The sequence below is a fragment of the Bradyrhizobium sp. USDA 4353 genome, from assembly GCF_054063215.1.
In genome coordinates, this window is record NZ_JBSSGB010000001.1 from 5,190,171 (window position 1) to 5,215,870 (window position 25,700).

Here is a 25,700-nt window from a genome sequence, read left to right on the forward strand (position 1 = left end):
TAACCGCTCGCAACGCAACGTCAACAACGTCGTCCTTGGCACGTTGTGTCCGCGCGGCGTGGGCAAAATCGTCCCGGAAGGTGAACGACGTCGGTCGCCGCTGGTTCCCTGCGCGGAACGGTTTTGTGGCGGCGATCGGAAGCGGTCCTCCGTAGTCGCCGCGGTGGTGAGGAATTCGCTGCGCAACACGCAGGCGATGCTCTAAATTGTCTAGAGGCGAACAACCCGAAACGGCGCGATGCCCCCGACCCCTCCGCCCGAGAAGATGATGTTTCAGCTGACCCTGCGCCGCCGCGGGATCAGCGATCAGGCCGTGTTGCGGACGATGGAGGAGGTGCCGCGGGAGGAGTTCGTGATGCCGGCCGACCGGCCGGACGCCTATCGCGACAGCGCCATGGCGATCGCCTGTGGGCAGACCATCAGCCAGCCCTTCGTCGTGGCCTATATGACGGAGCAGCTGAAGCTACAGAAGACCCATCGCGTGCTCGAGATCGGCACCGGCTCGGGATACCAGGCCGCGGTGCTGTCCCGGCTCACCGCCCACGTCTTGACGGTGGAGCGATTCCGGACCTTGGCCGACAAGGCGCGGGAGCGGTTGGAGAAGCTGAGCTGCTTCAATGTCGAGGTCCTGCTCGGCGACGGCTATGCGCTGCCATCAGGCGGCGGCCAGTTCGACCGCATCATCGTCACGGCCGCGATGGACGAGATTCCCCAGAGCCTGCTCGACCGGCTGGAGCCCGACGGTATCCTGATCGCACCTGTTGGGCCCGCTCACGGGGTGCAGACGCTCGTGAAGGTCACCCGGAGCGGCGATCATTTCGAGCGAAAAGAGCTCGTCGACGTGCGATTTGTGCCGGCAATTCCGGGGATTGCGCGCGAACTTTAAACGAGCGGATCAGCAAGTCCGCCAACGCTTTATTCGCGGCTTAAGCGCTTATTTACCGCGGCTGTGTTTACTCGAATTCGTTGTTTGTTGCGTACGAGTGAGTAACCATGCCCGCTACCGTCGAGTTGCTTCGCTCGCGCCGCCTGCCGCAGGTTGCGGCGCTGGCGCTGATGTCGTTCGGCGTCGCCGGCTGCAGCGCCGATATGTCGACGCGGCTGTCCCAGACGCAAAATCCCTTTTCCAACCCGTTTGCCTCCGACTCCACCGGATCGGTGCCGGCGCAGCCGGCGCGGCAGCATCAGCAATATAGCCAGCAGCAATACACTCCGGCCCCTGCGCCGGCGCCGGCCTATTCGTCCTCGGCCTTGCCGCCGCCCGCGGTCGGTGCGCCCCAGTCTTATCCGTCCGGCGGTGGCGCCGGAGGCGTGTCCGGAGGCGGGCGCGGCGTGGCATCCTATGCGCCGCCCGCGACCATCCCGGCAGCACCGGCACCGCAGGCTTATGCGCAGCCGGCGCATTCCTACGCGCCGCCGGCACAGCCGCAGCTCGAGACCACCGGCGCCGTGCCGCCGCGCTCGGTCGCGGCCGCGCGTCCGGCGGGCGGCACCAAGATCATCGTCGGCACCAGCGACACGCTCGACATCCTCGCCAAGCGCTACCGCGTGACGCCGGCTGAGATCCTCGCCGCCAATGGCTACAAGGGGCCGCGCGCGCTGTCGCCTGGCCAGCAGCTGATCATCCCGCATCCGGGAGCAGGGGCGGTTGCCGCCGCTCCGGCGGCGCAGCCGGTTGCCGCCACAGCGCCGATGGTCGCGCCGAAGCCGGTCGCCGCCGTTGCGCCCGCGACGCCGTCCACGGTGCATTTCGTCAATCGCGGCGAAACGCTCGCCAGCATCGCGCGCCAGAATCACGTGACGGCGGCCGAGCTCGCCCGCGCCAACAATCTCGACCAGGCGTCGCCCCTGAAACTCGGTGCCAGGCTGACCGTCCCTGGCAAGCCCGCAGCGGTCGCTGCTGCTGCGCCCGTGGCTCCGGTCGCAACCGTTCCCCAGGCGGTTGCGACCGTGCCGGCGCCGCTGCCGACCACGCGAGTGGCCGCCGCCGGTCCGGTGCAGAGCGCCCGGCTGGCGCAGGCCAATCCGGCGCCCGAGAAGGAAGAGGAGCCGGCGCGTCCGGCCGAGACCACGAGCTCGCTGCCGACCTTCCGCTGGCCGGCGCGCGGCAAGGTGATCACGAGCTACGGCGCCAAGACCAACGGCAAGTCCAATGACGGCATCAACATCGCCGTGCCCGAGGGCACCCCGGTGAAGGCCGCCGAGGACGGCGTCGTGGCCTACGCCGGCAATGAGCTGAAGGGTTATGGCAACCTGGTCCTGGTGCGGCATTCCAACGGCTATGTCACCGCATATGCCCATGCGAGTGAGCTGATGGTGAAGCGCGGTGATCCGATCAAGCGCGGCCAGGTCATTGCCAAGTCGGGTCAATCGGGAGAGGTCGGATCGCCGCAGCTCCACTTCGAGATCCGCAAGGGATCGTCGCCGGTTGACCCGCTGCAATTCCTCAACGGGGCGTAACGACCGAGTGTCGTCTGCCCATCATCGTTGAAGCGGAAGGCCGCGCAGATTACTGCGCGGCCTTTTGCGTTGTCAGCCGCACCCCGAGCCGGCCGGCGAGGTCCTGCGTGAACTGCCAGGCGACGCGGCCGGAGCGGGAGCCGCGCGTGGTGGCCCATTCGAGCGCCTCGCGCTGCAGCTCGTCATCGGCCACTGCAATATTGAAATGGCTGCAATAACCCCGGACCATCGCGAGATACTCGTCCTGGCTGCAGCGGTGGAAGCCGAGCCACAGGCCGAAGCGGTCGGAGAGCGAGACCTTCTCCTCGACGGCCTCGCCCGGATTGATCGCGGTCGAGCGCTCGTTCTCGATCATGTCGCGCGCGAGCAGATGGCGGCGGTTGGAGGTCGCGTAGAGAATGACGTTCTCGGGCCGGCCCTCGATGCCGCCTTCGAGCACGGCCTTGAGCGACTTGTAGGACGCATCATTGCCGTCGAATGACAGGTCATCGCAGAACACGATGAAGTGGAAGGGCGCGGCGCGCAGGATATCCATCAGCGCCGGCAGGCTCTCGATGTCCTCGCGGTGAATCTCGATCAGCTTGAGCCGGTCGGCCGGCTTGCGCGCGAGATTGATGGTGGCGTGGGCGGCCTTCACCAGTGACGACTTGCCCATGCCACGCGCGCCCCACAGCAGGGCATTGTTGGCGGGCAGGCCATTGGCGAAGCGCTCGGTGTTCTCGATCAGGATGTCGCGCATCCGGTCGATGCCCTTGAGCAGGTCGATCTCGACGCGGCTGACGCGCGGCACGGTCGAGAGCCGGCCGTCCGGATGCCAGACGAAAGCGTCGGCCGCATCCCAGTCCAGCGCCGGCTTCGCACTCGTTTGAGTTGCCGCCAGATGCGCTGCAATCGCTTCCAGCGCGCGGGCGATCCGCTCGGGCGTGTCGTCGGGCGCAGGGCCGGCGGGACGTTTTGCCGCGACCTTCGACGGCTTTTGCACCGCGGGTGCGGAGCCTTTGGCGGCGGGTTTGGGAGCAGCTTTCGGGGCGGGGCGGGGCGGGGCTTTGGCTGGTTTTTTCGACATCTGCAAGTTCCTGATGGGGCAGCCATATCGGGCCGCGTCGGCCGCCGCAAGCGGGGCGAAATCAAGGGGCGGTGCGCCTTGCTATTGGGACCGCGGCCGCTATATTCCGCGCGAAATTCGCAAGAGGCCGGCCCGCGCCAACAGAATGCGTGGTTCGCCGGCTATTTCCGTCTCACCGGGCAACGGCCCACGAGGATCGACCGCATGCTGATTACCCCTGCCTATGCCCAGGCCGCCGGCGCTGGCGACACCAACAGCATGCTGATGTCGCTGCTGCCGTTCGCGCTGATCTTCGTGATCATGTACTTCCTGATCCTGCGGCCGCAGCAGAAGAAGGTCAAAGAGCACGCCGATCTCGTCAAGAACGTCCGCCGCGGCGACACCATCGTCACGCAGGGCGGTCTGGTCGGCAAGGTCACCAAGGTCGTCGACGACGACCAGGTCGAGTTCGAGATCGCCGACGGCGTCCGCGTCCGGCAGATGCGCCAGATGATCACCGGCGTCCGCACCAAGGGCGAGCCGGCCAAGGCGGATTCGAAGACTGACGCGAAGGACGAGAAGGCGGCGAGCTGATCTCGGCTTGGCTGGAGTCACGCCGGCCTCTGTCGGATTCTGATTTCCCCGGGCCGGCTTTCGGCCCTTACGGACACCTCTCATGTTGTATTTCACGCGGTGGAAGGCGCTGGGCATCATTCTCACGGCGCTCGTGGTGTGCCTGTGCGCGGTGCCCAACTTCTTCCCCGAAGCGACCGTCAAGACCTGGCCCGCCTGGGCGCAGCGCCACATCGTTCTCGGTCTCGACCTGCAGGGCGGCTCGTATCTGCTGCTCGAGGTCGACTCCAACTACGTCAAGAAGGAGCGGCTCGATGCGGTGCGCGACGATGTGCGCCGCACCTTGCGCGATGCCAAGATCGGCTACACCGGATTGGCGAGCAAGGGCGATGGCGTCGAGGTGCGCATCACCAAGGACACCGACGTTCCGACCGCGCTGTCCAAGCTGCGCGATCTCTCGCAGCCGCTCGGCGGCCTCCTGGGCTCCAGCGGCCAGCGCAGCCTTGAGGTCAGCGACGCCGGCAACGGCCTGATCCGGCTGACGATCCCGCAGGCCGCGATCACCGAGCGCGTGCGCCAGACCATCGAGCAGTCGATCCAGATCGTCGAGCGCCGCATCAACGAACTCGGTACTGTCGAGCCCGTCATTCAGCGCCAAGGCACCGACCGCATCCTGGTGCAGGTGCCGGGATTGCAGGATCCGACCGAGCTAAAGAACCTGCTCGGCCGGACCGCCAAGATGGAATTCCGCATGGTCGACACCACGGTGTCGCCCGAGCAGGCGCTGCAGGGGCGGGTGCCGCCGGACTCCGAGGTGCTGCAGAGCGCCTCGCCGCCAAACCAGCCCTATGTCGTGAAGAAGCAGGTGCTCGTCTCCGGCGGAGATCTCTCCGACGCGCAGACCGGCTTCGACCAGCGCACCAACGAGCCGATCGTCTCGTTCCGCTTCAACTCGGCCGGCGCGCGCAAGTTCGCGCAGGCGACGACCGAGAATGTCGGCCAGCCGTTTGCGATCGTGCTCGACAACAAGGTGATCTCGGCGCCCGTCATCCGCGAGCCGATCACCCGGCGGCTCGGGCCAGATCTCCGGCAATTTCACCGTGCAGTCGGCCAACGAGCTGGCCATCCTGCTGCGCGCCGGCGCGTTGCCGGCGCCGCTCACGGTCATCGAGGAGCGCACCGTCGGCCCAGGTCTCGGCGCGGATTCGATCGCCAAGGGCGAGCTCGCCTCCTATGTCGGCTCGATCCTCGTCATCGTGTTCATGCTGGTGACCTACCGGCTGTTCGGCGTGTTCGCCAACATCGCCGTGGTCGTCAACGTCGCGATGATCTTCGGCGTGCTGTCGCTCTTGAATGCGACGCTGACCTTGCCGGGCATCGCCGGCATCGTTCTCACCGTCGGCATCGCGGTCGACTCGAACGTGCTGATCTATGAGCGCATCCGCGAGGAGCTGCGCGGCGGCCGCAATGCGATCTCGGCGATCGATGCCGGCTTCAAGCGCGCGCTGGCGACCATTCTCGACTCCAACATCACCACCTTCATCGCCGCCGCCGTGCTGTTCTACATCGGCACCGGCCCGGTGCGCGGCTTTGCCGTGACGCTCGGCATCGGCATCCTCACCACGGTCTTCACCGCCTTCACGCTGACCCGTCTGATCGTCGCGTGGTGGGTGCGGTGGAAGCGGCCGCAAAGCGTGCCAATCTAGGAGCTAAAGTGACACACTGGGTTCTCATCGGGCTTGGCATCCTGATCGCGGTGCTGACGGTGGTCAGCGCGCTCGGCCTGCTGCCGTCGCTGCGCATCGTTCCCGACGACACGCATTTCGACTTCACGCAGTTCCGGCGCATCAGCTTCCCGATCTCGGCGGCGCTGTCGATCCTGGCCATCGTGCTGTTCTTCACGCACGGCCTCAATCTCGGCATCGACTTCCGCGGCGGCAGCCTGCTCGAGGTGCGGGCGAAGTCGGGCACTGCCGATATCGCGGGAATGCGCGCGAAACTGTCGACGCTTGGTCTGGGCGAAGTGCAGTTGCAGCAGTTCGGCGGTCCTGAAGGGGTGCTGATCCGCGTGGCGGAGCAGCCCGGCGGCGACATCGCGCAGCAGGAAGCCGCCAACAAGGTCAAGGAAGCGATCGGCGATTCCGTCGAGTATCGCCGCGTCGAGGTTGTGGGTCCCCGCGTGTCCGGCGAATTCCTCGCCGTCGGCATGCTCGGCCTGATGCTCGCGATCGTCTCGATCCTGATCTATCTGTGGTTCCGGTTCGAGTGGCAGTTCGCGCTCGGCGCCATGATCGCCAACGTCCACGACATCGTGCTGACGATCGGCTTCATGTCGATCAGCCAGGTCGATTTCGACCTCACCAGCATCGCGGCGCTGCTGACCATTCTCGGCTATTCGCTGAACGATACCGTCGTCATCTACGACCGTATCCGCGAGATGCTCAGGCGCTACAAGAAGATGCCGATGCCGCAGCTCCTCAACGAGTCGATCAACTCGACCTTGTCGCGCTCGATCATCACCCACGTCACGGTGACGCTCGCCTTGCTGGCACTGCTGCTGTTCGGCGGTCCGGCGATCCACAGCTTCACGGCGGTCATGATGTTCGGCGTCGTGCTGGTCGGCACCTACACCTCGATCTTCATCGCGTCTCCGATCCTGATCTATCTCGGCGTGCACGCGATGCGCGCCGAGGCGCAGGACGACAAGCCGGCGGCGAAAAAGAAAACCCCGTGATTCGAAGGAGGCTGCCTTTGGATCATATCCAGAGGCAGCAAGTTGATCTCGGACATGGCCACTGCGAACGACACACCCCACTTTCCGCGGTCCGCGCCGATCGACGGCTATGGCAAGGGCGGCTTCGCATTTGCCGACATGTCGCATCGCGGCTCGCTGCTGTGCCTGCCGGATTCGATCTGGGCCTGGGACGTCACCCAGCCAAGCCACATCGACCGCTATTCTCTTCAGCGCGTGTTCGATGCGGCGAACAAGATCGATACCTTGATCGTCGGCACCGGAAATGAAGTCTGGATTCCGCCGGCCGCGTTGCGGACCGCATTGCGCAATGTCGGCGTCGTGCTCGACGCGATGCAGACGGGACCTGCGATCCGCACCTACAACGTCATGATCGGCGAGCGACGGCGGGTTGCGGCCGCGCTCATTGCCGTGCCATGAGCGAGCCGAACGCCTCGAACGACGCCGCGTTCTGCGCGGGCCTCGTCCGCGAGCATGATTTCGACCTTTATGCTTCGACGCTGTTCGTCACGGCGGAGGTCCGGCGTGCGCTGCTGTCGCTCTATGCTTTCAACGTTGAGATCAGCCGGATCCGCGATGTCGTCTCGCAGCCGCTGCCGGGCGAGGTGCGCCTGCAATGGTGGCACGACACTTTGACGGGGGACGAGCATGGCGGCGTCGAAGGCAATCCTGTTGCTGCCGAGCTGCTGCTGACGGTGCAGCGCTTTGCGCTTCCGGTCGATCGGCTGACGCGCCTGGTGGATGAGCATCAGTTCGACCTCTACAACGATCCGATGCCGACCATGGCCGCGCTTGATGGCTATCTCGGCGACACGCGCGGAACGCTGTTTGCGTGTGCCGCCCAGATCATGGCGCCGCCGTTCGAGGGCGCGGATCATCTGGCGCACCACGCCGGCATTGCGCTCGGGATTCTGCAGGTGATCGCGTCGTTACCGCGGGATGCCGCGCACCGGCAGCTCTATATCCCGCTCGATCTGCTCACTCGGCATCGGGTGAGCCAGGAGGAGATGTTCGCGGCCACGGCCACGCCGGGCATCATGGCGATGCTCGCTGATCTGCGCGAGCAGGCGCGGCAGCATCTCGATCACACCCTGCAACTGGCGAGCGACGCACCATCCGCGGTGAGGCCCGCGCTGTTGCCGCTTGCGCTCGTCCGGCGCGATCTGGCGCGCGCCGAACGCGAGTCGAATGATCCGTTCCAGCCGCAGCCGCGCTCGCGTCTTGCGACGCTCTGGACGCTGTGGCGCGCGGCCAGAACGGCCAGCTTTCGCGCGCGTTGATGCGTCGCCGCCTCAGGCGATCGGCATCGCGCTCCAGAGCGGCGGGCTGTGCAGCAGCCGCGGCATGTCCGGCGCCTCGTGGCGGTGGATCGTGCAACGCGTGTCCCACACGATGAGATCGCCGCCGCGGCAGGTGTGTGTCCAGCTGAACTCGGGACGTTCGGCGAGCTGCCAGAGGTCATCGAGCAGCGCGTCGGATTCGTCCTGCTCCAGGCCGACGACATAGGAATGTCTGCGCTGGCCGAGCGCCAGCATCGATCGGCCGGTGTCGGCATGCAGGCCGACCAGCGGGTGCACCGGGCCTGCAACGATGGTGCGGCGGCCGTCGTCGGCCATATCGATCGTGCGATGCCGAACCTTGAGATGCGCGACGCGGCTGCGCAGCGCCGGCGACAGCGCGTCATAGGCCGCGTAAAGGCTGCAGAAGGACAGGCTGTCGCCGAACATCGCGCCAGGGGACGTATAGTGTAGATCGGCATGGCCGAAGCGCCGGCTGAACGCGGCGATATCGCGCTCGGTGAGACGCTGGCCGCGCACGAGCAGCACCTGATGCTTGAGCAGCGCGCGCATGAAGGAGGCGAACGCCCAGTCGTCGAAGGATCGGAGGTCGACATGGCAGACCTCGGCACCGAGCGCCTTTCCGGTCGGGAGCACCTGGACGAGGCTGCTTTCGGCGCTTCGAGCAACGTTGCTTCTGTGACTCACGTGCGTCGTCTCCCAAGTTTCACCAGCGCTGCCAATCAACCACGGTAATTTGTCGGGGTTGTTTCGGCTCGGAGGCAATTCGCGGAAGGATCGCGGCACGATCTGCCGATTGTCGGCACACTCTGCCGCAGTGAGTCGGAAGTTGGACTCTTCAAGGCATCGCGCGGAGAAATATCGAGCAACTTGCGACTCAGTCGCAGGCATTATGCTGCTCAGACAGGCGCATCCGCCTTGCGAACGAATCAGTGCGGCCGTTGAGTTCCCTTGATCTGAGTCCGGTGCATGATTCGCCTCGCATGATCATCGAACGGATCGCGCCGATGCATCGTGCAGCGATTGTCCCAGATGACGAGATCGCCGACCTTCCACACATGCTCCCAGGCGAATGCGGGCCGCGCGACATAGCTCCAGAGCTCGTCGAGCAGCGCTTCAGAGTCGGCGAGCTCGAGTCCGACCAGATACGCGTTGCGCCGGCGGCCGAGATAGAGCATCTGCCGACCGGACTCGGGATGTGTGCAGACCAGCGGATGAACAGCGCCGGGGGAGGTGCGCGGATCATCCGTCGGCGTCACGCCCTGGCGCACGAAGCCGCCGCTGTTGTAGGTGCCGTCGTGCTTGATCTTGAGATCGGCAATCCGGCGCTTCAGATCAGCAGGAAGCGCGTCGTACACCGCGTACATGCTGCAGAACGAGGTGTTGCCGCCGACGGGCGGGATCTCCAGGGCATATAGCGCGCTCGCGATCGGGGGCGTGTCGAGATAGGACATGTCCGTGTGCCAGACGGCTTCGCCCGCTCCTAGGCTGCCGATCGCCTGGCCGTTCACCTTCACATTCGAGACGATGTAGATCTCGGGCAAGCCGTCGACGAAGCGGCGGCCGTTTTCCTGGATCGGCGCAAAGTCCAGTTCGCCGAAGCGGCGGCTGAAGGCGATCAGGTCCTGATCGCTCAGGCTCTGGCCGCGCACCAGCAGCACGGAATGGTCGTGGAAGGCGCGGAGCAGAGACGCGAACGCCTGATCGTCGAGATGCCGGAGATCGACGTTGCGGATCTCGGCGCCGAGCTGCGCGCCCATCGGAACGATCTCGATGGACGTTGGCCGGGAGGCTTCAGAGACGTGGGTTTCAACGTTCATGGCGAGTCCTCCCGATCGATCCTGCGGCCCACGCAGACTAGCGCGGGCGGTCTTCGAAGTCTCGTGCGCTCACGTCGACGGCAGCTTCAAGTCCGCCTCGAAATTGAATCGGTCGCGCAGGTTCTTGCGCGAGTCCAGGATGTCCTTGAGGAAGGCGCGGTCGCTGTCGCTCGTGATCATCGGCTCGATCAGGTCGATCTGGTTCATCGCGACCAGCTGCAGCAGCTCGGTGCGCGGCCGTCCGCTGGCGTCGCGCGGCAGGGCGTGCACCACCTGAATATGCTCCGGCGGCTTCGGGCCTTTGGCGGAGGCCAGCTCGGTTTGCAATTGAGTCTCGAGGGCAGCCTGTTCCGCCTCGACGAAGGCATAGAGACCGACGCCGGTGCGGCGGTCGGCAAAGGCAACGATGGCGGCGTCCCGTACGTCGGGGTTCTTGCGGATCATCTCCATCAGCACCGGGGCATCGTTGACGAGCCGTCGCCCACCGCCTTCGCGGTCGGTGAAGTTGAAGATGCCGCGGGTGATCGCGCGATAGACCTTCTTGCCGGTCATCAGCCAGATGCGCGCGAACAGTGATTTGCGCGCCAGGATCTTGCGCTCCTTCGGCGTTAGCGCCTCCGGCGCATAGGTGCGCTTGTGCTTGAGGAGATGGCGCAGGTCCTCATAGGCCGCGATCCGAAACAGCCGGCTGCGCTTGTCGAAGCAGGCCGCGAGCTGGAAGTCGGTGACGTAGCAATGGCCGTCATGGCCGACGAGCCAGTTCTGCTCCTTGGCGAGGTCGTTGTGCGTGATCCCTGCGCGGTGCAGCCGGCGCATCATCTGCTTAGCCGAGCGGAAGTAGGCCACGTTGCCGTGCGGCTTGGCCAGATGCAGCGCCACGCCATTGATGAAGCCTCGCACCAGCGCGCGATCTCCGGCCCACAGCAGGTCCGGGCCGGCGTTGAGGCCCTTGGCGCGGGCGAGCGCCTTGCGCTCCCGTGCGAACAGATGGCGGGCCAGCACGAAGGACCACCACGGCACCTCGTCGAGACGGCGCAGCACGGCGTCGACCTCGCCGGTGTCGCTCTTGAAGCGGCCGCGCTCGACGGTGGAGAACACGTCGCGCTTGAGCAGCACGCCCTCGCTCCAGCGCGAAGCCAGCAGGGCGGAGTCGGTCTTCGGCAGGCTCATCGCGATCTCACGCAGCGGCCGCGACGCGCAGATGCTCGGCGATCCAGCGGTCGAGATCCGCCAGCGCCCGGGCGCTCATCGCCTGCTTCTTGGCGACCGTCTTCTCATTGCCTTTGAGCCGCGTGCCGTCGGGCTTCCTGGTCGGAGCCACCGTCAACGGCGGGAACAGGCCGAAGTTGATGTTCATCGGCTGGAAAGACCGCGTCGCGCCGTCGATCGTCTCGATATGGCCGCCCGTGATGTGGCCCAGCAGGGCGCCGAGCGCTGTTGTCGGCGGCGGCGCGGCGAGGCTTGCGCCACGTGCCTCGGCCGCGGCGTACAGGCCGGCGATGAGGCCGATGCTTGCGGACTCCACGTATCCCTCGCAGCCCGTCATCTGTCCCGCGAAGCGCAGCCGCGGCTGCGCGCGCAGGCGCAGCTGCTGGTCGAGCAATTTTGGCGAGTTGAGGAAGGTGTTGCGGTGCAGGCCGCCGAGCCGCGCGAACTCCGCATTCTCAAGGCCCGGAATGGTGCGGAAGATCTGCTGCTGCGGGCCATATTTCAGCTTCGTCTGGAAGCCGACCATGTTGTAGAGCGTGCCGAGCTTGTTGTCTTGGCGCAGCTGCACGATGGCGTAGGGCTTCACGGTCGGATTGTGCGGATTGGTCAGGCCGACCGGCTTCATCGGGCCATGCCGCAGCGTCTCGTGGCCGCGCTCGGCCATCACCTCGATCGGCAGGCAGCCGTCGAAGTAGGGCGTGTTGGTCTCCCATTCCTTGAAGTCGGTCTTCTCGCCGGCGAGCAGCGCGCCGACGAACGCGTCGTACTGCTCCCTTGTCATCGGGCAGTTGATGTAGTCGGCGCCCGTGCCACCGGGACCGACCTTGTCGTAGCGCGACTGGAACCAAGCCTGGGACATGTCGATCGTGTCCTTGTGCACGATCGGCGCGATGGCGTCGAAGAAGGCGAGCGCGCTCTCATCGGTCAGCCCGCGGATCGCCTCGGCCAGGGACTGCGAGGTGAGCGGGCCGGTGGCGATGATGACGTTGGTCCATTCGTCGGGCGGCAGGCCGGTGACCTCGCCACGGCGCAGGTCGATCCGTGGATGGGCTTCCAGGGCGCTTGCAACGGCCGCCGAGAAGCCGTCGCGATCGACAGCCAGCGCACCACCGGCGGGGACCTGATTGGCGTCAGCCGCCCGCATGATCAGCGAGCCGAGCCGGCGCATCTCGGCGTGCAGTAGCCCGACGGCGTTGTTGGCGGCATCGTCGGAGCGGAAGGAGTTCGAGCACACGAGCTCGGCAGGCGTCGCGGTGCGGTGCGCCTCGGTCATGCGCTCCGGCCGCATCTCGTGCAGGACGACGTCGATGCCGGCCTCGGCGAGCTGCCACGCGGCTTCAGAGCCAGCGAGGCCCGCGCCGATCACGTGAACGATATTCAAAGGTGATTTGGTCCCTGTCATCGCGGGACAGGTAACGCTTTTCCCGACCGGTGCAAATGCGCGAGTGAGAGGCGGCGCGAGAAACCGGCCGCGTGTGGCAGGGACAGGCGGGCCCAAAAACGGCAACGCCCGCAGCGAGGCGGGCGATGTCCGGTCGAGATCGGAAGATGGCTGATCAGCCGTTGTAGTGACCAGCGGCAACGCGCGGAATGTCCGAACGGTCGAGACCGATGTCGGCGAGCTCGCGATCGCTGAGCTGCGACAGCTCGGCAACGTTGCGCTGATACTCACGGAACGCCTGAACCATGCGGATGAGCGAGAGCAACATGAGAAATCTCCTTTAGTTCGCGATTCAGTTCTTCGTTGGAACCTCATCGTTGAAATGAACATAGAAGAGATTGTTGCGATGCGGAAGCGCTGATGTTGCGATGCAGCTAAACCGTTGGCGCATAGCTTCAGTAACGCTCGGGTAAGAATCGGGCAGGGCTGCCAAGCGCCACGCTATTCTCCCGTAAAACTCCTGTATTCATAGGATAATTCGATCGGTCGTTCGATCGAGCTGATCAAAAAATCCGGCCGTGAGCCATGTTGTGCGGTGCGAAGGCTTTGTGGCGAGCGTCGCTCTGCGTGCCTGACTTTCGCTGATGAACTATAATTCAGTGTTTGTGGAGCGACCCTGAAAACAAGTTCTCGTTCACGGCGCGCTCTCAGGGATTTCATTTCGCGCGCAGGTCGGCTGAGTGCGACAAAGTGTCGCGGTTGTCGGCGATGATGCCGACGTCGTCGCACCAGCGAGGAAGAACAATGAACAGCAAACTGTTGGGGGCCGCGCTCGTCACTGCGGCAGTTGTTGCGATTGGACCGGTTCAGGCGGCGAGGATGAACGGCGCCGGCTGCAGCGGGGCCAATCTGGAAAAGACCGAGACGGCGATCGAGGCCATGGCGGATGGCGACGCCCGGTTTACGGCGCAGCGGGAGATCGCGGCGGCCCAGGATGCGCTGCTCAGCGGCAAGATGGGCGCGTGCAGCATGCATCTGACCAAGGCGATGCAGGCCGGAATGATCAAGTAAGCGCGGTAGTCTCTCCATCATTCACCAGCGGCCGGTCGCATCCCGCGATCGGCCGTTACTCTCTCCGGCCTATGGCGCGCGCGCCAGCTGGGTCGCGAAGGTCGCGATCGTCCGCGCATAGACCTCGCTCTTGTTCCACTGCTGGATCACCGCAAAATTGGGACTGCCGGGCTCCCAATCCTTGCCCTTCTGCCAGCCATAGCCCTTCAGATAGTTGGCGGTGGAAGCGAGCACGTCCGGCGCGCTGCGGATCAGGTCGCGCTTGCCGTTGCCGTCGAAATCGACCGCATATTTGATCCAGGATGACGGCATGAACTGCGTCTGCCCGATCTCGCCGGCCCAGGCGCCGCGCATCTCGGCCGGCTGCAGGTCGCCGCGGTCGACGATCCGTAGTGCGTCCAGCAGTTCGCCCCGGAACTGCTCGGCGCGGCGGCAGTCATAGGCCAGTGTCGCGAGCGCTCGAATCGTGGGGAATTTTCCGACATTGACGCCGAAATCGGTCTCCAGCCCCCAGATGGCGACCAGCACCTCGCCGGGCACGCCATAGGCCTGCTCGATCCGGGACAGCACCGAGCCGTATTGCTTGAGCATGTTCGAGCCGCGGGTCAGGCGCGGCGGCACCATCCGGCCGGAGAATTCCTCGAACGTCTGGCTGAACACCTTCTGGCTCTTGTCGCGGTTGAGCACGCTCTGGTCGGGCGTGAGCCCCGAGAGAGCCGCGTTGATCGCGTTCTGCGAGATGCCCTTGGCCGCGGCCTCGGTCTTGAACTCACCGAGCCAGCCGTCGAAGTTGCCTGTGCCGCAGGGAACGGCTGCGTTTGCTGGAGAGGAGACGGTGAGCAGGGCGGCGAGGCAGGCGGAAGCAGATAGAATGCGGACGGTCATCGAAACACCTGGACGGCAATGACATCAAATAGGAGCGGGGACTTGCTCCATGTCGGGCGCAACCGCGGCAGCAACAAGGCCGCCCGATCACGTTGACGTCGGATTTCGTGAGCTGCCACCGAGCCTCCGGCCGTCGTCGTTTCATTTCGTAACATCGCCGCCGGTCCGAAGGCCGGCGGCATCAGTCCTTCCATCGAATCATCCTCACATCTGGTCACGCGAGCGCCACGGGAAGAGATTGGCCGGGAAATCGGCAGCCGGCTTCGACGGGCGTGGCGCCGGGGGAGCGATCCTGGCGGCATCCGGATGGATCGCAATCGCCTCGCGGTAGAGATGCCAGGTGGCATGGCCGAGCACGGGGATGACAACGGCCAAGCCGAGGAAGAATGGGAGCGTACCCGCGACCAGCAGCACGGCGACGATGAGGCCCCAGGTGGCGACGGCGACCGGGTTCTTCGCAACCACGCGCAGCGAGGTCACCACGGCTTCGAGCGCGCCGGCGTGACGGTCGAGCATCAGCGGGAAGGAGACGATGCTCAGGCACAGCGCCAGCAGCGCGAACAGGAAGCCGGCGCCGCAGCCGACCGCCATCAGCCACCATCCTTGCGGCGTGGTGAAGACGCGCTGAACGAAATCGCTCACACCCGCGGCGCCGCCATAGCCGAACACCGCGACATAGATCGCCTGCGCCGTCGCCACCCAGGTCACGAACAGCGCCAGCAGCAATGTCCCCAGCCCGAGCATCGAGCCGAACGAGGGCGAGCGCAGCACCTCGAACGCATCCCAGGCGCTCGCGTCCTCGCCGCGATCGCGGCGGCTCGAGAGCTCATACAAACCGAGTGCGGCGAACGGGCCGAGCAGCGCAAAGCCGGCCGCGAGCGGGAATAGCAGCGGCAGCACCGCATAGCCGAACACGGCACGCGCCAGCACCAGGCCGAGCACGGGATAGATCGCGCACAGCATCACGGCGTGGCTTGGAACAGCCTTGAAATCATCCCAGCCGAGCCGCAGCGCGCGCATGAGACTCGAAAAGTCGATCGTCCGAATCGTGATCTCGGCCGCGACCTCGTCGGCAGGCCGAACATGTGCGGCGACATTGCTGTGATAGGTGGCCATCGTCGTTCGCTCCCTCATGCCTTGTGAGGCGCTTCCCAACCACGCAGGCCGGGCTGCGCTTGTCGTTGGACGGATCGCGAATGGCCAGACGCGAGGAACCTGTGGACGGCCAGTCGCGAACGGAAGTGAGAAGCATAATGTGGAACGTGACGGCGCCTACTCACGCCTCGGTGAGGAATGTGAATGTCGCAGTGCATTAGGGAACCGGGACAGCGCGATGAAGCTGAGCATTCCCCGGACAAAGTCATTCCGCCGTCATTCTGCCTTCGGTAAGCTCCACAACGGTCGCCGTGTTCGGGCTGGCAGGTGACCGCCGCGCGAAGGGGCTGTGACGGGCAGCTCCGCAACGGAACACCGCCGACCGAGTTCTTCATTCGATCTCTATCCATTGGGAGCCACTGATGAGCGTTTTCGGAAAGATCATGGGCGCGATTTTCGGCCATCATGCCGAGGCTGCGCCGGCCGGCGGCGGCACGCCGGCTGCAGGCGGAACCGCGCCCGCCGGTGGCACGGCCGCGGCTCCGGCGGCTGCACCTGCTGCAGCGCCGCAGAGCGTCGATGTGGCTGAGATCGTCGATAAGGCCGCTGCGGCCAAGCACGAGAAGCTGGAGTGGCGCACCTCGATCGTCGATCTGATGAAGGCGCTCGACATCGATTCCAGCCTGGCGGCGCGCAAGGAGCTCGCCAAGGAGCTCGGCTATAGCGGCGACACCAACGACTCCGCCAGCATGAACGTCTGGCTCCACAAGCAGGTCATGAGCAAGCTCGCGGCCAATGGCGGCAAGCTGCCGCCGGAGATCAAGCACTAAAGATCTGCTCTGAGCTGTCCAAAAGCGAAAGGCCCGCCATCGCGCGGGCCTTTGTCGTATTTGCTGACGTGCTGAGCGGCACCGCGTGTGCGCCTCAGGCGTGTACGAAGGCGGCGCGCTCCCACGCCTCGGCGTGCAGCTGGTCGCGGGTGAAGCCGATGTCGCGCAGCGTGCGCTCGTCGAGCTGATCGACATAAGCGAGCTGGGTGCGATAGTGGACGTAGCGCTTGAGTGCGTCGAAAATGGCCGTGATGAACATGAGCCTCTCCCCATTGGTCTGGTTGTTTGTACGGCGGAGAATTGCTGATCCATTCGGGTAGCCATGGGGTTAAAGAAGCGGCTTCAATCGTCGCGCTCGGTAGTTCTACGGGCCGTCAGGCCATGATGTCCCGGTTCTCCGGGTGGTCGCGGAGGTAATCGGCGACGAAGCTGCAGCCCGCGGCGACCTTGCGTCCCTCGGCGCGGATCAGCTCCAGCGCGCCCTTGACCAGCTCGGAGCCGATGCCGCGCCCGCGCAGCGGACGCGGCGTCTCGGTGTGGGTGATGATGACCGCCTGCGGCGTCGCGCGGTAATTGGCAAAGGCGATGTTGCCGTCGATGTCGAGCTCGAAGCGGCTCTCGGCCTTGTTGTCGCGAACGGCGGTCATGGTCACTCCTCTTGGGCGCTACCTTCGTTTCGGTTGATCGGTCTGCTTGATGAACTCGGCCAGCATGTCGCGGATCGACCACGGCTTGCCGTCCACGGCGCCGCGGATGTCGTCGATCCTCCATTGGCCGGCCTCGCGCACGAGGTCGTAACGAATGACGTTGTCGGCCTGTTCCTTGCGCTCCAGGCGATGGCCGGTGATGGTGACCGCGATGGTCGCCTTGTCGGCCTCCTGCTTCTCCGAAACCACCTTGAACGAGGCGACGTCCGGATCCTGCGAGTTGGTGATCGGATCGAAATCGACCGCGCCGACCTCGCCCTTGGGTGTGCGCGCATCCATCTTGGCCCATTGAGCCGCCAGCGCCTTCGACAGGTACTTCGCGCGTGCGGCTTTATCCGCGATGACGAAGTTGCCGCCGTCCTCGCCCTTGCCCTTGGCCACGCGGGTATAGATCGCAGTCATCATAGCGGCGGGATCGCTGGCTGAGGTCTGCGCGTGCAGCGATGGGGCGGCGAGCACGCCGAAAAGGCCGAGAAGCAGGAAGCGACGATCGATCATGGGTGTCCTCAAATCCAGATTCGGCGCGCGTTGAAATGGGAGGAATCCGCGGCCGGCACGGGTTTGTCGCACGGCCTCCGCATTCGTTCGAACGGCCGGACTGCATGGGAGCGATGGGCAGGGCGGCCTTGCGAGGCTGCGGCGGAGCACGATAAAGAGGCCGGATGGTAACGGGCGGCTGAGATCGCCCGACGGATCGATCGAGGGGACGCTGCCATATGAATCTGGTCACGGGGCTATTCATCCGCGTTATCAGCACGAGGGCGCGTCGATGACACACTTGCGCATGTCCCGCCGGGTGATGAACCTCGCGCATATCGTGACCCAGAACGGCCGCAGGCTCGGTGAGCGCATCGGCTTCGTGTGGGGCGAACGGGCCTGGACCTGGCGCGAGATCGACGCGATGGTCTCGGCGCTCGCGGCGGCCTTGGCCGAGCAGGGCATCGTCAAGGGCGATCGCATCCTGGTGCATTCCAAGAACTGCGAGGAGATGTTCGTCTCGATGTTCGCCGCGTTCCGGCTCGGCGCGGTCTGGGTGCCCACCAACTTCCGCCTGATGCCGGATGAGGTCGCCTATCTCGCCACCGCGTCGGGCGCCAAGGCGTTTCTCTGCCACGGCGATTTTCCCGAGCATGCAGCGGCGGTGACGACAGCAGCGTTCACCTGGCGCATCGGTGAGGGCGGCACTTTCGGCACGCGATCCGTCGCCGAGGCGATGAAAGCCCACGCCGGCGCTGACGTTCCGAACGCGGCGGTCGAGCACGACGATCCCTGCTGGTTCTTCTTCACCTCGGGCACCACGGGTCGTTCGAAAGCAGCGGTGTTGACCCATGGCCAGATGGCGTTCGTCATCACCAATCATCTTGCCGATCTGACTCCGGGCACCACCGAGAACGACGCCTCGCTGGTGGTCGCACCGCTGTCGCATGGCGCCGGCGTGCATCAGCTGATGCAGAGCGCGCGCGGCGCCAAGACGGTGCTGCTGCCGAGCGAGAAGTTCGACATCGCCGAGGCCTTCCGCCTGATCGAGACGCATCGCGTCAGCAACCTCTTCACCGTGCCGACCATCCTGAAGATGATGGTCGAGCATCCCGCTGTCGATCAGTTCGATCATTCCTCGCTGCGCCACGTGATCTATGCCGGCGCGCCGATGTATCGCGAGGACCAGAAGCGCGCGCTGGCGCGGCTCGGCAAGGTCATCGTGCAGTATTTCGGCCTCGGCGAGGTCACCGGCAACATCACGGTGTTGCCGGCTGCGGCCCATGAGGAAGAGGATGGTCCGCAGGCGCGGATCGGTACTTGCGGCTATGAGCGCACGGGCATGCAGGTCTCGATCCAGGACGATGGGGGACGCGAGCTGAAGCCGGGCGAGACCGGCGAGATCTGCGTCATCGGCCCGGCGGTGTTCGCCGGCTACTACGACAATCCCGAGGCCAATGCGAAGGCGTTTCGCGACGGCTGGTTCCGAACCGGCGATCTCGGCCACATGGACGCGCAGGGGTTTGTCTACATCACGGGACGTGCGTCCGACATGTACATCTCCGGCGGCTCCAACATCTATCCGCGTGAGGTCGAGGAAAAGATCCTGACACACCCCGATATCGGCGAGGTCGCGGTGCTCGGCGTGCCCGATCCCGTGTGGGGCGAGGTCGGTGTCGCCGTCTGCGTCGCGCGCGAAGGCGCAAAAGCGCCGAGCGAGAGCGACATCGCCGGCTATCTCGCGACCAAGCTGCCGCGCTACAAGATGCCGAAGCGGTTCTTCTTCTGGGACAGCTTGCCGAAGTCCGGCTACGGCAAGATCCCGAAGCGCCTGGTGCGCGACGAGCTCGAGGCGCGCGGGCTGCTCGATCTCACCAGGCAGGGCTGACGCGCAATGCGATCCATCACCCAGCCCGGCACGCCCATTGCGGACCGCATCCAATGGGTCGAGGCGCGCGGCCGCGCGTTCACCTTCACGATGGAGCCGGGCGTGCCGCTGCTGGAAGCGGCGCGCCGCGGCTTCGCGGCGCACGGCTTCGCCGGTGGGGTGCTCGACATCAAGCGCGGCGCGCTCGGGCCGTTCGCCTATGTCATGCCGGCGCTGTCGAAGACGCCTGACTATGCCGCGTTCTACAGCGAGACCTATCGGCCCGCGGGTGTCACGCAGCTGACGACCGCGACGATGACGCTGGGGGTCCGCGACGGCGCGCCGTTCTTTCATTGCCACGCGCTGTGGACGGAAGAGGGTGGTCGCGCCGGGGGTGGACACATCCTGCCTGAGGAGACGATCGTCGCCGAGCCGTTCGAGGTCGCGGCGTTCGGTCTCGATGGCGCGATCTTTGCGGCGGAGCCTGATCCCGAGACGGGGTTCAAGCTGTTCGGCCCGGTGGCGGCAGCGCCGAGCGGCGCCTCCACGGATCGCCGCGCCTTCGCGTTGCGGCTGCGCCCGAACCAGGATTTTGCCGGCTGCCTCGAAGCGTTCTGCCGGGATCATGGCATCCGCGAAGCCCTGGTCCGCGGCGGTGTCGGCTCGACCATCGGCGCGCGGTTCGAGAACGGCGGGGTCGTCGAGCCGTTCGCGACCGAGCTGACCATCACCGCCGGCGCGATTGCGCCCGGCGCGGATGGGCTGGAGGCCACGCTGGACGTCGCGCTCGTCGACTACACCGGTGCATTGGCCCGGGGACGGCTGGTGCGCGGCGACAATCCGGTGCTGATGACGATGGAGCTGGTGCTGGAGGTGGTGGCGTAGCGCGCTGCGGGCGGTGGTCGATTGCGTCGCGATGTGCGACATTGCTGCTCGTATCATTCAGGTTGTGAAAGCATCATGGCGAGGAAGCAGCGTGAGATCCGGCTGCCCGCACCCTATCTGAAGCGGCTGTGGCTCGATCCGGCCAAGATCGCCGATCGCGCCGCGTACCCGTTCTGCCTGCCGTTCCTGCAGGACGATTTCGAGATCAGCTTCTCGCATGCGATCACCATCATCGTCGGCGAGAACGGCACGGGAAAGTCGACCTTGCTCGAAGGCATCGCGGCGCTCGCCGGCTACGATGAGGCCGGTGGCGGCAAGGGCTATATGCCGGTGGACCATAGCCGTGCCATCGAGCGCATGGGCGGGGCGCTGGCCGATGCGCTGCGTGCGAGCTGGCTGCCGAAGATCACGCAAGGATGGTTCTTCCGCGCCGAAAGCTTCTTCTCGGTCGCGCGCTATCTCGACGAAGTCGCGATGTCCAGCGGCGGCGCGCCGCCCGACTTCCTGTCGCATTCCCACGGCGAAGGCTTTCTCCGCTTCTTCGAGGAGCGCTGCCGGCGCCAGGGCATCTACATCTTCGACGAGCCGGAATCGGCGCTGTCGCCGGCGCGGCAGATCGAGTTCTTGAAGCTGATGCGGCGGATGGACGAAACGGGACACTGCCAGGTGCTGATGGCGACGCATTCGCCGGTGCTGATGGCCTATCCCGGCGCGACGCTGCTGCGCTTGACGAAGTACGGCCTGGAGAAGGTCGCGGTGCAGGACACCGATCATTTCAAGGCGCTGCGCGAGTTCTGCAACGATCCGGACGGGTTCGTGCAGGGCGTGTTCGCGGAATAACTTGCGTGACGAAGAGACATGAATCCTCGTTCTCGCGATGCATCCGCATCCGAGCTTTGATTGTCGTTCCGCCCTCACCAATGAGAGGGCGCAGGGAAGGCCGGGTGCAGGCCGCACCCATGGCCCGCCTGCAGAAAACAAAGCAGGCGGCAGTCACCACAGGATTGGCCGAGCAACCGGCCTTCCCTGCGCGACGGTTTTAACGGCTTATACGCGCTCTCCTCGGTGCACCGGGCTTTCTGGCCACCGTCATCGCAAGCGCCGCGTCAGCAACGCCCGCGATTTGACCTCAGCGTCGGGAGGTCAGGACCACACGATTTCGCCGTCCGCCACGCGACCCGTCGTCTTGCGCAAAAGCGCCGGGCCCGTGACGTCCATCGCATCCCGCCCTCCACGCCCGTGACGACCGCGAAGCGCCCCTCTCGTGAGAGCAGGACGGCGACAGGAAAACCGAAATTCGATAAAGACGAAAGCGGAATATTTTTCACGGCGGGACTGGACAGCGGTGATCCGATTGATTGTGCGCCGAAATTTAGGTTTTGCGCGCAGCATCGGTTTGGTGTCAAAACGGCCCTCTCACGGCTGCGTCGCGTGGCCGCCGGGCAAATCAGGCCGGGATGTCGGCGCGGCAAGAGCAGGGTTGCAGATGGCGGATCAGACCAACTCTCACGTGGCGCTGGAGCAGGCGCTGCTCGCGCTCGACGACCGGGCCATGGTGCTGGAGGAGCTCGACGGCTTCATCGCCGGTCTGCTGATCCTGCCCGAACAGGTGCCGCCCGGCGAGTGGTTCGCGGTCGCTTTCGGTCTCGGCAAGGGACAGCGCACGGTGTTTGCCAGCATCGATCATGCCAATGCGGTGCTGGACCTCGTGAGGGCCTATCATGACGCCATTGCGCGCACATTGGCGCGCACGCCGGAGCTGTACCAGCCGCGTTTTCCGGTCGATCCAGACACTGGCGATGTGGTGTGGGAGCTGTGGATCGACGGCTTTGCCAGAGCCACGGATCTGCGTCGCCAACGATTCGATGCCTATGAGCTGGTTGGGGGCGAAGTCGCCATCGCCGCGCTGGGCCTGATCACGATGATCGGTGCGACTCTCGACGACGATCCGGATCCCGTCGAATATCGAAATCTCAGTCGCAACGCGCCGAGAAACATCCGCGATGCGGTCCTGACCCTGTATCAATACCGGAACAGCGGGGGGCCATTGCCCGGTACGCCCTCTTTCGAGGACATTCCGAATCCGTTCGCCTCGCTTGCCAAGACCGGCCGCAACGATCCCTGTCCGTGCGGTTCCGGCCGGAAATTCAAGCGCTGTTGCGGCGCGAATTGAGGCGGCCACGACACGGTCTTTTTTGTTGCAACAATCCGCTGCGGTGCAAAGATGCGTTGCCCGTGCCGGATGTGCGGGCCGATGAAAGTGACCGAGGAAACGAGATGAGGATGGTGTTCGGCAAGGCGCTGACCGCGACGGCGGCGCTCGCGATCGCAACGACGGCTCTGACAATTTCGGCCCTGACCACTGCGGATGCGCACGGGCCCACCCGGCGCAAGGTGCAGGAGCATGTCGAGATCAACGCCGCGCCCGCCAAGGTGTGGGCCGTCATGGGCAACTTCCAAGACATGAGCTGGCTCGTCCCGGTCGAAAAGACCGAGGGCGACAAGGGCAACGAGATCGGCGCGACCCGCAAGCTGACCCTGAAGGGCGGCGCCACCGTCGATGAGGAGCTCTACAAATACGACGCCGAGAAGATGAGCTACTCGTATCGCATCACCGCCGTCGATGTGAAGGTGCTGCCGGTGACGAACTACTCGTCGACGATCGCGGTGACGCCGAGCGCCGACGGCAAGGGCAGCGTGGTCGAATGGACCGGCGCCTTCTACCGCGGCTTCCCCAACAACGACCCGCCGCCGGAGCTGAACGACGAGGCCGCCGTGAATGCGGTGAGCGGATTATACAAGGGCGGGCTGGAAGGGCTGAAGAAGAAGGTGGAGAGCGGGAGCTGACCTGACAGAGTGACCGTGATGAATCACTCGTGTCTCCCAGCAAACGCTGCGCTCCCTCTCCCCGTTCTTCACGGGGAGAGGGAGTGCACCGCCGATGACGTGCCATCTCGGCTTCATCGGAGAGCACGACGTCTGATCTCTGGCGTTCTCGGAGCTTTTCTGTTCGGCACCATCCCCCTTCACGCCGAGGAAGCCTTCGTCACCAACCAGCTCAGCGATGATCTCACCATCGTCGATCTTTCGACCTTCAAGCCCGTGGCGACCATTCCGATCGGCGGCAAGCCGGCCGGTGTCGCCGTCGCCGCGGACGGCCGCTTTGCCTATGTCGCAAGCCCCGATGACAAGGCGGTCAGCGTCATCGATGCGGTCGCGCGAAAAGTCGTTGGCCGCGTCGAGGTCGGCGGTGGGCCGCTCGGGATCGCGGTGGCTCCGGACGCAGCGACCGTTTATGTCGCCGATTGGTACAACGCGACCATCCGGGTGATCGATGCGAAGACGCTAAAGGTCACCGGCAGCATCGCGGTCGGCGCATCGCCCTCGGGGCTCGCACTGACGCCGGACGGCAAGCTGCTGCTGTCAGCGGATCGCGACGATGACATGGTCTCGGTGATCGACGCCGCCACGCGGCAGCGGCTCAAGACCATCAAGGTCGGCACCCGGCCGTTCGGCGTCACCATCGATGCCGAGGGCAAGCGCGCTTACACGGCTAATGTCGGCTCCAACGACGTCTCGGTGATTGATCTTGCCGACGGCCGTGAGATCGGTCGCATCAAGACGGGCCTGCGGCCCTATGCGGTGGCGCTGGCACAGGGCAGGGGCTTCGTCACCGATCAGTATGACGGCACGGTGAGCGTGTTCGATGCTGCCAGCCTGCAGCCGGTCAAGCGCATCACCGTCGGCGACTATCCCGAGGGCATCGAGGCCACGGCTGATGGCCAGCGCATCATCGTCGCCAATTGGGAGAGCAACATCCTCAGCATCATCGACGTCGCAGCGCTGAAGGTGACGGCCGAGATCAAGGTCGGTGACGGCCCACGCGCGTTCGGCGCGTTTCTGCGCAGGTGAGCTACGAGCTGGCCTTCGCCACCAGCTTCTCCACGATCTCCTCCATCCGCGTGAACACCAGCTCCGGCTGGCGGTCGCGCAGCGCCTTCTCGGCGGCATAGCCCCAGGTCACCGTGCCAAAGGCAATGCCGGCCGCGCGCGCCGCCTCGATGTCGCGGGTTTCGTCGCCGATGGCGATCGCCTCGGCGGGCGCGACGCCGGTGCGCTTCACCACGCGCCTGAACTTGCGCGCCTTGCCATACAGCGCGGCCGAGCAGTCGAAGGCGGTGAACAGCGCCGCCGACGCGCCGAGCTTCTGGCGCGCATTGGCCTCGGTGTCGGATGAGACCAGCGCCAGTCGCAGGCCCGTATCGGCCAGCGTGGCCAGCATCGTCTCGACGCCGGCAAACAGCGGAATGCTGGCGGCCTGCTCGGTCTTGAGCCGGCGAATGTGCCGCGCAATCAGCGGCAGCTTCCATCTGGCAACGCCGAGATGGTCCAGCACCTCTGCCGTGGAGGAATGGCGCAGGCGCTCGACATCCTCATCGACCACGGGCCGAAAGCGATAGCGCGCCGCGACCGTATTCACGTTGCGGCGAAACCACGGGAAGCTGTCGGCCAGGGTGCCGTCGAGATCGAAGATGACGAGAGAGTAGGGCATCGGACCTGAGGGCAGAGGAGGGAGGACGCTTCACCGGCAGCGTGAGAGGCCGGGGACGGCTTCGCACTTAGCAACAAGGACCTGCTGCGGCAATGGATCAGGCCGACGACGTCCGGCGGGTGCTCCGGGCGCAGGATTGATCAGGATTTCCGTGACGCTGGCGATGTGCAGAGGCGCGGTGCGGACGGCATGTCGCGCCTTTTTCCATGCGTGTAGATCGATGTGCGCAAGGGCCCGAGGCGATCTCTCTGATCACGATTGCCTCACGGCTTTTGTGAGGGTGCGTTGCGGAACGGTGCCGCAATGCGTCCGTTGACCCCGCACGCAAGCAAGGAGAACAACATGCAACGCACGATCAAGATGGCGGCGCTCGCCGCGGCAACCCTCGTCATCGGCACCGCCGCCGCGTCCGCGCAGGGCTATGCCCGCTACAACGATTCGATGGCCTTCGTGCCGCCGGCGCAGAGCTATGATTCCGAGCCGGTTTATGGCGCCGTGCAGGCTCCGGCCTACGCACCGGGCCCGGCGGCCTGGGGCCGCGGCTTCAACGGCACCAACCATCCGACTCCGGGCTCGACCCAGGGCGATGTCGGCCCGCAGGGCAACAACAACGGCACGCAGACCGGCATCTATCGCCAGTGGTAACATCATCGACGCGATAACGCCGTCGGTGTGAGTTCAGCAGACCCGTCGCTCGCGAGCGGCGGGTTTGTTGATACGTTTGCCAGATGAGTTCGCGGATCACCGCATCGCACGAATGTGAGCGCTGCGTTGTGTCGCACAATTGTTGGAG

Annotated in this window: 27 protein-coding genes and 1 pseudogene; 16 read left to right on the forward strand and 12 right to left on the reverse strand. The window is 65.4% G+C overall.

Features of this window, described 5'->3' with window-relative positions:
- The first annotated feature begins 238 nt into the window (after positions 1–238).
- Positions 239–886 (forward strand): protein-L-isoaspartate(D-aspartate) O-methyltransferase, encoded by a 648-nt coding sequence (locus ACVILH_RS23410; protein WP_456714991.1) that lies wholly within the window; start codon positions 239–241, stop codon positions 884–886.
- Between the two features lie 107 nt (positions 887–993).
- Positions 994–2,460 (forward strand): peptidoglycan DD-metalloendopeptidase family protein, encoded by a 1,467-nt coding sequence (locus ACVILH_RS23415; RefSeq protein WP_456714992.1) that lies wholly within the window; start codon positions 994–996, stop codon positions 2,458–2,460.
- Between the two features lie 49 nt (positions 2,461–2,509).
- On the opposite strand, the gene ACVILH_RS23420 is transcribed toward ACVILH_RS23415, so the two are convergent.
- The gene (locus ACVILH_RS23420; protein WP_456714993.1) at positions 2,510–3,526 is read right to left on the reverse strand and encodes an ATP-binding protein; all 1,017 of its coding nucleotides are present in this window, start codon (positions 3,524–3,526) and stop codon (positions 2,510–2,512) included.
- Positions 3,527–3,730: 204 nt separating this feature from the next.
- Here ACVILH_RS23420 and yajC point away from each other — a divergent pair, with 204 nt between their 5' ends.
- The 5 genes and pseudogenes from yajC (at position 3,731) to ACVILH_RS23445 (ending at position 8,110) form a co-directional block, all read left to right on the forward strand.
- Positions 3,731–4,099 carry a preprotein translocase subunit YajC gene (gene yajC, locus ACVILH_RS23425; protein WP_456714994.1) on the forward strand — a complete coding sequence of 123 codons (369 nt, stop codon included), beginning with the start codon at positions 3,731–3,733 and terminating at the stop codon, positions 4,097–4,099.
- Positions 4,100–4,181: 82 nt separating this feature from the next.
- Positions 4,182–5,784, forward strand: a pseudogene (gene secD / locus ACVILH_RS23430) (protein translocase subunit SecD).
- A gap of 8 nt (positions 5,785–5,792) precedes the next feature.
- Positions 5,793–6,812 (forward strand): protein translocase subunit SecF, encoded by a 1,020-nt coding sequence (gene secF, locus ACVILH_RS23435; RefSeq protein ID WP_456714995.1) that lies wholly within the window; start codon positions 5,793–5,795, stop codon positions 6,810–6,812.
- 54 nt (positions 6,813–6,866) lie between these two features.
- Positions 6,867–7,250: an Mth938-like domain-containing protein gene (locus tag ACVILH_RS23440; RefSeq protein WP_456714996.1), complete on the forward strand. Its 384-nt coding sequence runs from the start codon at positions 6,867–6,869 to the stop codon at positions 7,248–7,250.
- Positions 7,247–8,110, forward strand: coding sequence for a phytoene/squalene synthase family protein (locus tag ACVILH_RS23445; protein WP_456714997.1), 864 nt, complete (start codon positions 7,247–7,249; stop codon positions 8,108–8,110). Before ACVILH_RS23440 ends, ACVILH_RS23445 begins: the two co-directional genes overlap by 4 nt.
- Positions 8,111–8,122: 12 nt before the next feature.
- Here ACVILH_RS23445 and ACVILH_RS23450 read toward each other — a convergent pair whose 3' ends face one another.
- The 5 genes from ACVILH_RS23450 to ACVILH_RS23470 form a co-directional block, all read right to left on the reverse strand.
- Positions 8,123–8,815: a TauD/TfdA dioxygenase family protein gene (locus tag ACVILH_RS23450; RefSeq protein ID WP_456714998.1), complete on the reverse strand. Its 693-nt coding sequence runs from the start codon at positions 8,813–8,815 to the stop codon at positions 8,123–8,125.
- 242 nt (positions 8,816–9,057) lie between these two features.
- Complete coding sequence (locus tag ACVILH_RS23455) at positions 9,058–9,948, reverse strand: TauD/TfdA dioxygenase family protein (protein WP_456714999.1); 891 nt, start codon at positions 9,946–9,948, stop codon at positions 9,058–9,060.
- 69 nt (positions 9,949–10,017) lie between these two features.
- Positions 10,018–11,118: an AMP-binding enzyme gene (locus ACVILH_RS23460; protein ID WP_456715000.1), complete on the reverse strand. Its 1,101-nt coding sequence runs from the start codon at positions 11,116–11,118 to the stop codon at positions 10,018–10,020.
- A gap of 7 nt (positions 11,119–11,125) precedes the next feature.
- The gene (gene trmFO / locus ACVILH_RS23465) at positions 11,126–12,559 is read right to left on the reverse strand and encodes a methylenetetrahydrofolate--tRNA-(uracil(54)-C(5))-methyltransferase (FADH(2)-oxidizing) TrmFO (RefSeq protein ID WP_456715001.1); all 1,434 of its coding nucleotides are present in this window, start codon (positions 12,557–12,559) and stop codon (positions 11,126–11,128) included.
- Positions 12,560–12,713: 154 nt separating this feature from the next.
- Entirely contained in the window at positions 12,714–12,866 is a 153-nt protein-coding gene (locus ACVILH_RS23470; protein WP_006614327.1) for a DUF1127 domain-containing protein, read from the reverse strand.
- A 335-nt stretch (positions 12,867–13,201) separates the two neighbouring features.
- On the opposite strand from ACVILH_RS23470, the gene ACVILH_RS23475 reads away from it, so the two are divergent.
- On the forward strand, positions 13,202–13,609 hold the full coding sequence (locus ACVILH_RS23475) for a hypothetical protein (protein WP_456715002.1): 408 nt from the start codon (positions 13,202–13,204) through the stop codon (positions 13,607–13,609).
- Positions 13,610–13,678: 69 nt separating this feature from the next.
- On the opposite strand, the gene ACVILH_RS23480 is transcribed toward ACVILH_RS23475, so the two are convergent.
- Positions 13,679–14,494 (reverse strand): lytic murein transglycosylase, encoded by an 816-nt coding sequence (locus ACVILH_RS23480; RefSeq protein WP_456715003.1) that lies wholly within the window; start codon positions 14,492–14,494, stop codon positions 13,679–13,681.
- A gap of 204 nt (positions 14,495–14,698) precedes the next feature.
- Positions 14,699–15,610: a DUF2189 domain-containing protein gene (locus ACVILH_RS23485; RefSeq protein WP_456715004.1), complete on the reverse strand. Its 912-nt coding sequence runs from the start codon at positions 15,608–15,610 to the stop codon at positions 14,699–14,701.
- Between the two features lie 401 nt (positions 15,611–16,011).
- Here ACVILH_RS23485 and ACVILH_RS23490 point away from each other — a divergent pair, with 401 nt between their 5' ends.
- Entirely contained in the window at positions 16,012–16,419 is a 408-nt protein-coding gene (locus ACVILH_RS23490; protein WP_257164951.1) for a DUF3597 domain-containing protein, read from the forward strand.
- Between the two features lie 94 nt (positions 16,420–16,513).
- Here ACVILH_RS23490 and ACVILH_RS23495 read toward each other — a convergent pair whose 3' ends face one another.
- The 3 genes from ACVILH_RS23495 to ACVILH_RS23505 all read right to left on the reverse strand — a co-directional run bounded on the left by ACVILH_RS23495 (position 16,514) and on the right by ACVILH_RS23505 (position 17,624).
- On the reverse strand, positions 16,514–16,678 hold the full coding sequence (locus tag ACVILH_RS23495) for a DUF1127 domain-containing protein (RefSeq protein ID WP_456715005.1): 165 nt from the start codon (positions 16,676–16,678) through the stop codon (positions 16,514–16,516).
- Between the two features lie 115 nt (positions 16,679–16,793).
- The gene (locus tag ACVILH_RS23500; RefSeq protein WP_009027947.1) at positions 16,794–17,066 is read right to left on the reverse strand and encodes a GNAT family N-acetyltransferase; all 273 of its coding nucleotides are present in this window, start codon (positions 17,064–17,066) and stop codon (positions 16,794–16,796) included.
- An 18-nt stretch (positions 17,067–17,084) separates the two neighbouring features.
- Positions 17,085–17,624 carry a DUF3828 domain-containing protein gene (locus tag ACVILH_RS23505; protein ID WP_456715006.1) on the reverse strand — a complete coding sequence of 180 codons (540 nt, stop codon included), beginning with the start codon at positions 17,622–17,624 and terminating at the stop codon, positions 17,085–17,087.
- A 271-nt stretch (positions 17,625–17,895) separates the two neighbouring features.
- Between ACVILH_RS23505 and ACVILH_RS23510 the strand changes: the two genes are divergently transcribed.
- The 6 genes from ACVILH_RS23510 to ACVILH_RS23535 all read left to right on the forward strand — a co-directional run bounded on the left by ACVILH_RS23510 (position 17,896) and on the right by ACVILH_RS23535 (position 24,267).
- Complete coding sequence (locus tag ACVILH_RS23510) at positions 17,896–19,491, forward strand: acyl-CoA synthetase (protein WP_456715007.1); 1,596 nt, start codon at positions 17,896–17,898, stop codon at positions 19,489–19,491.
- A 6-nt stretch (positions 19,492–19,497) separates the two neighbouring features.
- Positions 19,498–20,355, forward strand: coding sequence for a PCC domain-containing protein (locus ACVILH_RS23515; RefSeq protein WP_456715008.1), 858 nt, complete (start codon positions 19,498–19,500; stop codon positions 20,353–20,355).
- Positions 20,356–20,430: 75 nt separating this feature from the next.
- Entirely contained in the window at positions 20,431–21,195 is a 765-nt protein-coding gene (locus ACVILH_RS23520; protein WP_456715009.1) for an AAA family ATPase, read from the forward strand.
- Positions 21,196–21,841: 646 nt separating this feature from the next.
- Positions 21,842–22,528, forward strand: a complete 687-nt coding sequence (locus ACVILH_RS23525; protein ID WP_456715010.1) for a UPF0149 family protein — start codon at positions 21,842–21,844, stop codon at positions 22,526–22,528.
- A gap of 104 nt (positions 22,529–22,632) precedes the next feature.
- The gene (locus ACVILH_RS23530) at positions 22,633–23,202 is read left to right on the forward strand and encodes an SRPBCC family protein (protein ID WP_456715011.1); all 570 of its coding nucleotides are present in this window, start codon (positions 22,633–22,635) and stop codon (positions 23,200–23,202) included.
- 99 nt (positions 23,203–23,301) lie between these two features.
- On the forward strand, positions 23,302–24,267 hold the full coding sequence (locus ACVILH_RS23535) for a YVTN family beta-propeller repeat protein (protein WP_456715012.1): 966 nt from the start codon (positions 23,302–23,304) through the stop codon (positions 24,265–24,267).
- A gap of 1 nt (position 24,268) precedes the next feature.
- On the opposite strand, the gene ACVILH_RS23540 is transcribed toward ACVILH_RS23535, so the two are convergent.
- A complete protein-coding gene (locus tag ACVILH_RS23540) occupies positions 24,269–24,907 on the reverse strand; it encodes an HAD-IA family hydrolase (protein ID WP_456715013.1) in 639 nt (212 codons plus the stop codon).
- Between the two features lie 342 nt (positions 24,908–25,249).
- Here ACVILH_RS23540 and ACVILH_RS23545 point away from each other — a divergent pair, with 342 nt between their 5' ends.
- Complete coding sequence (locus tag ACVILH_RS23545; protein WP_006609357.1) at positions 25,250–25,552, forward strand: hypothetical protein; 303 nt, start codon at positions 25,250–25,252, stop codon at positions 25,550–25,552.
- Positions 25,553–25,700: the final 148 nt, after the last annotated feature.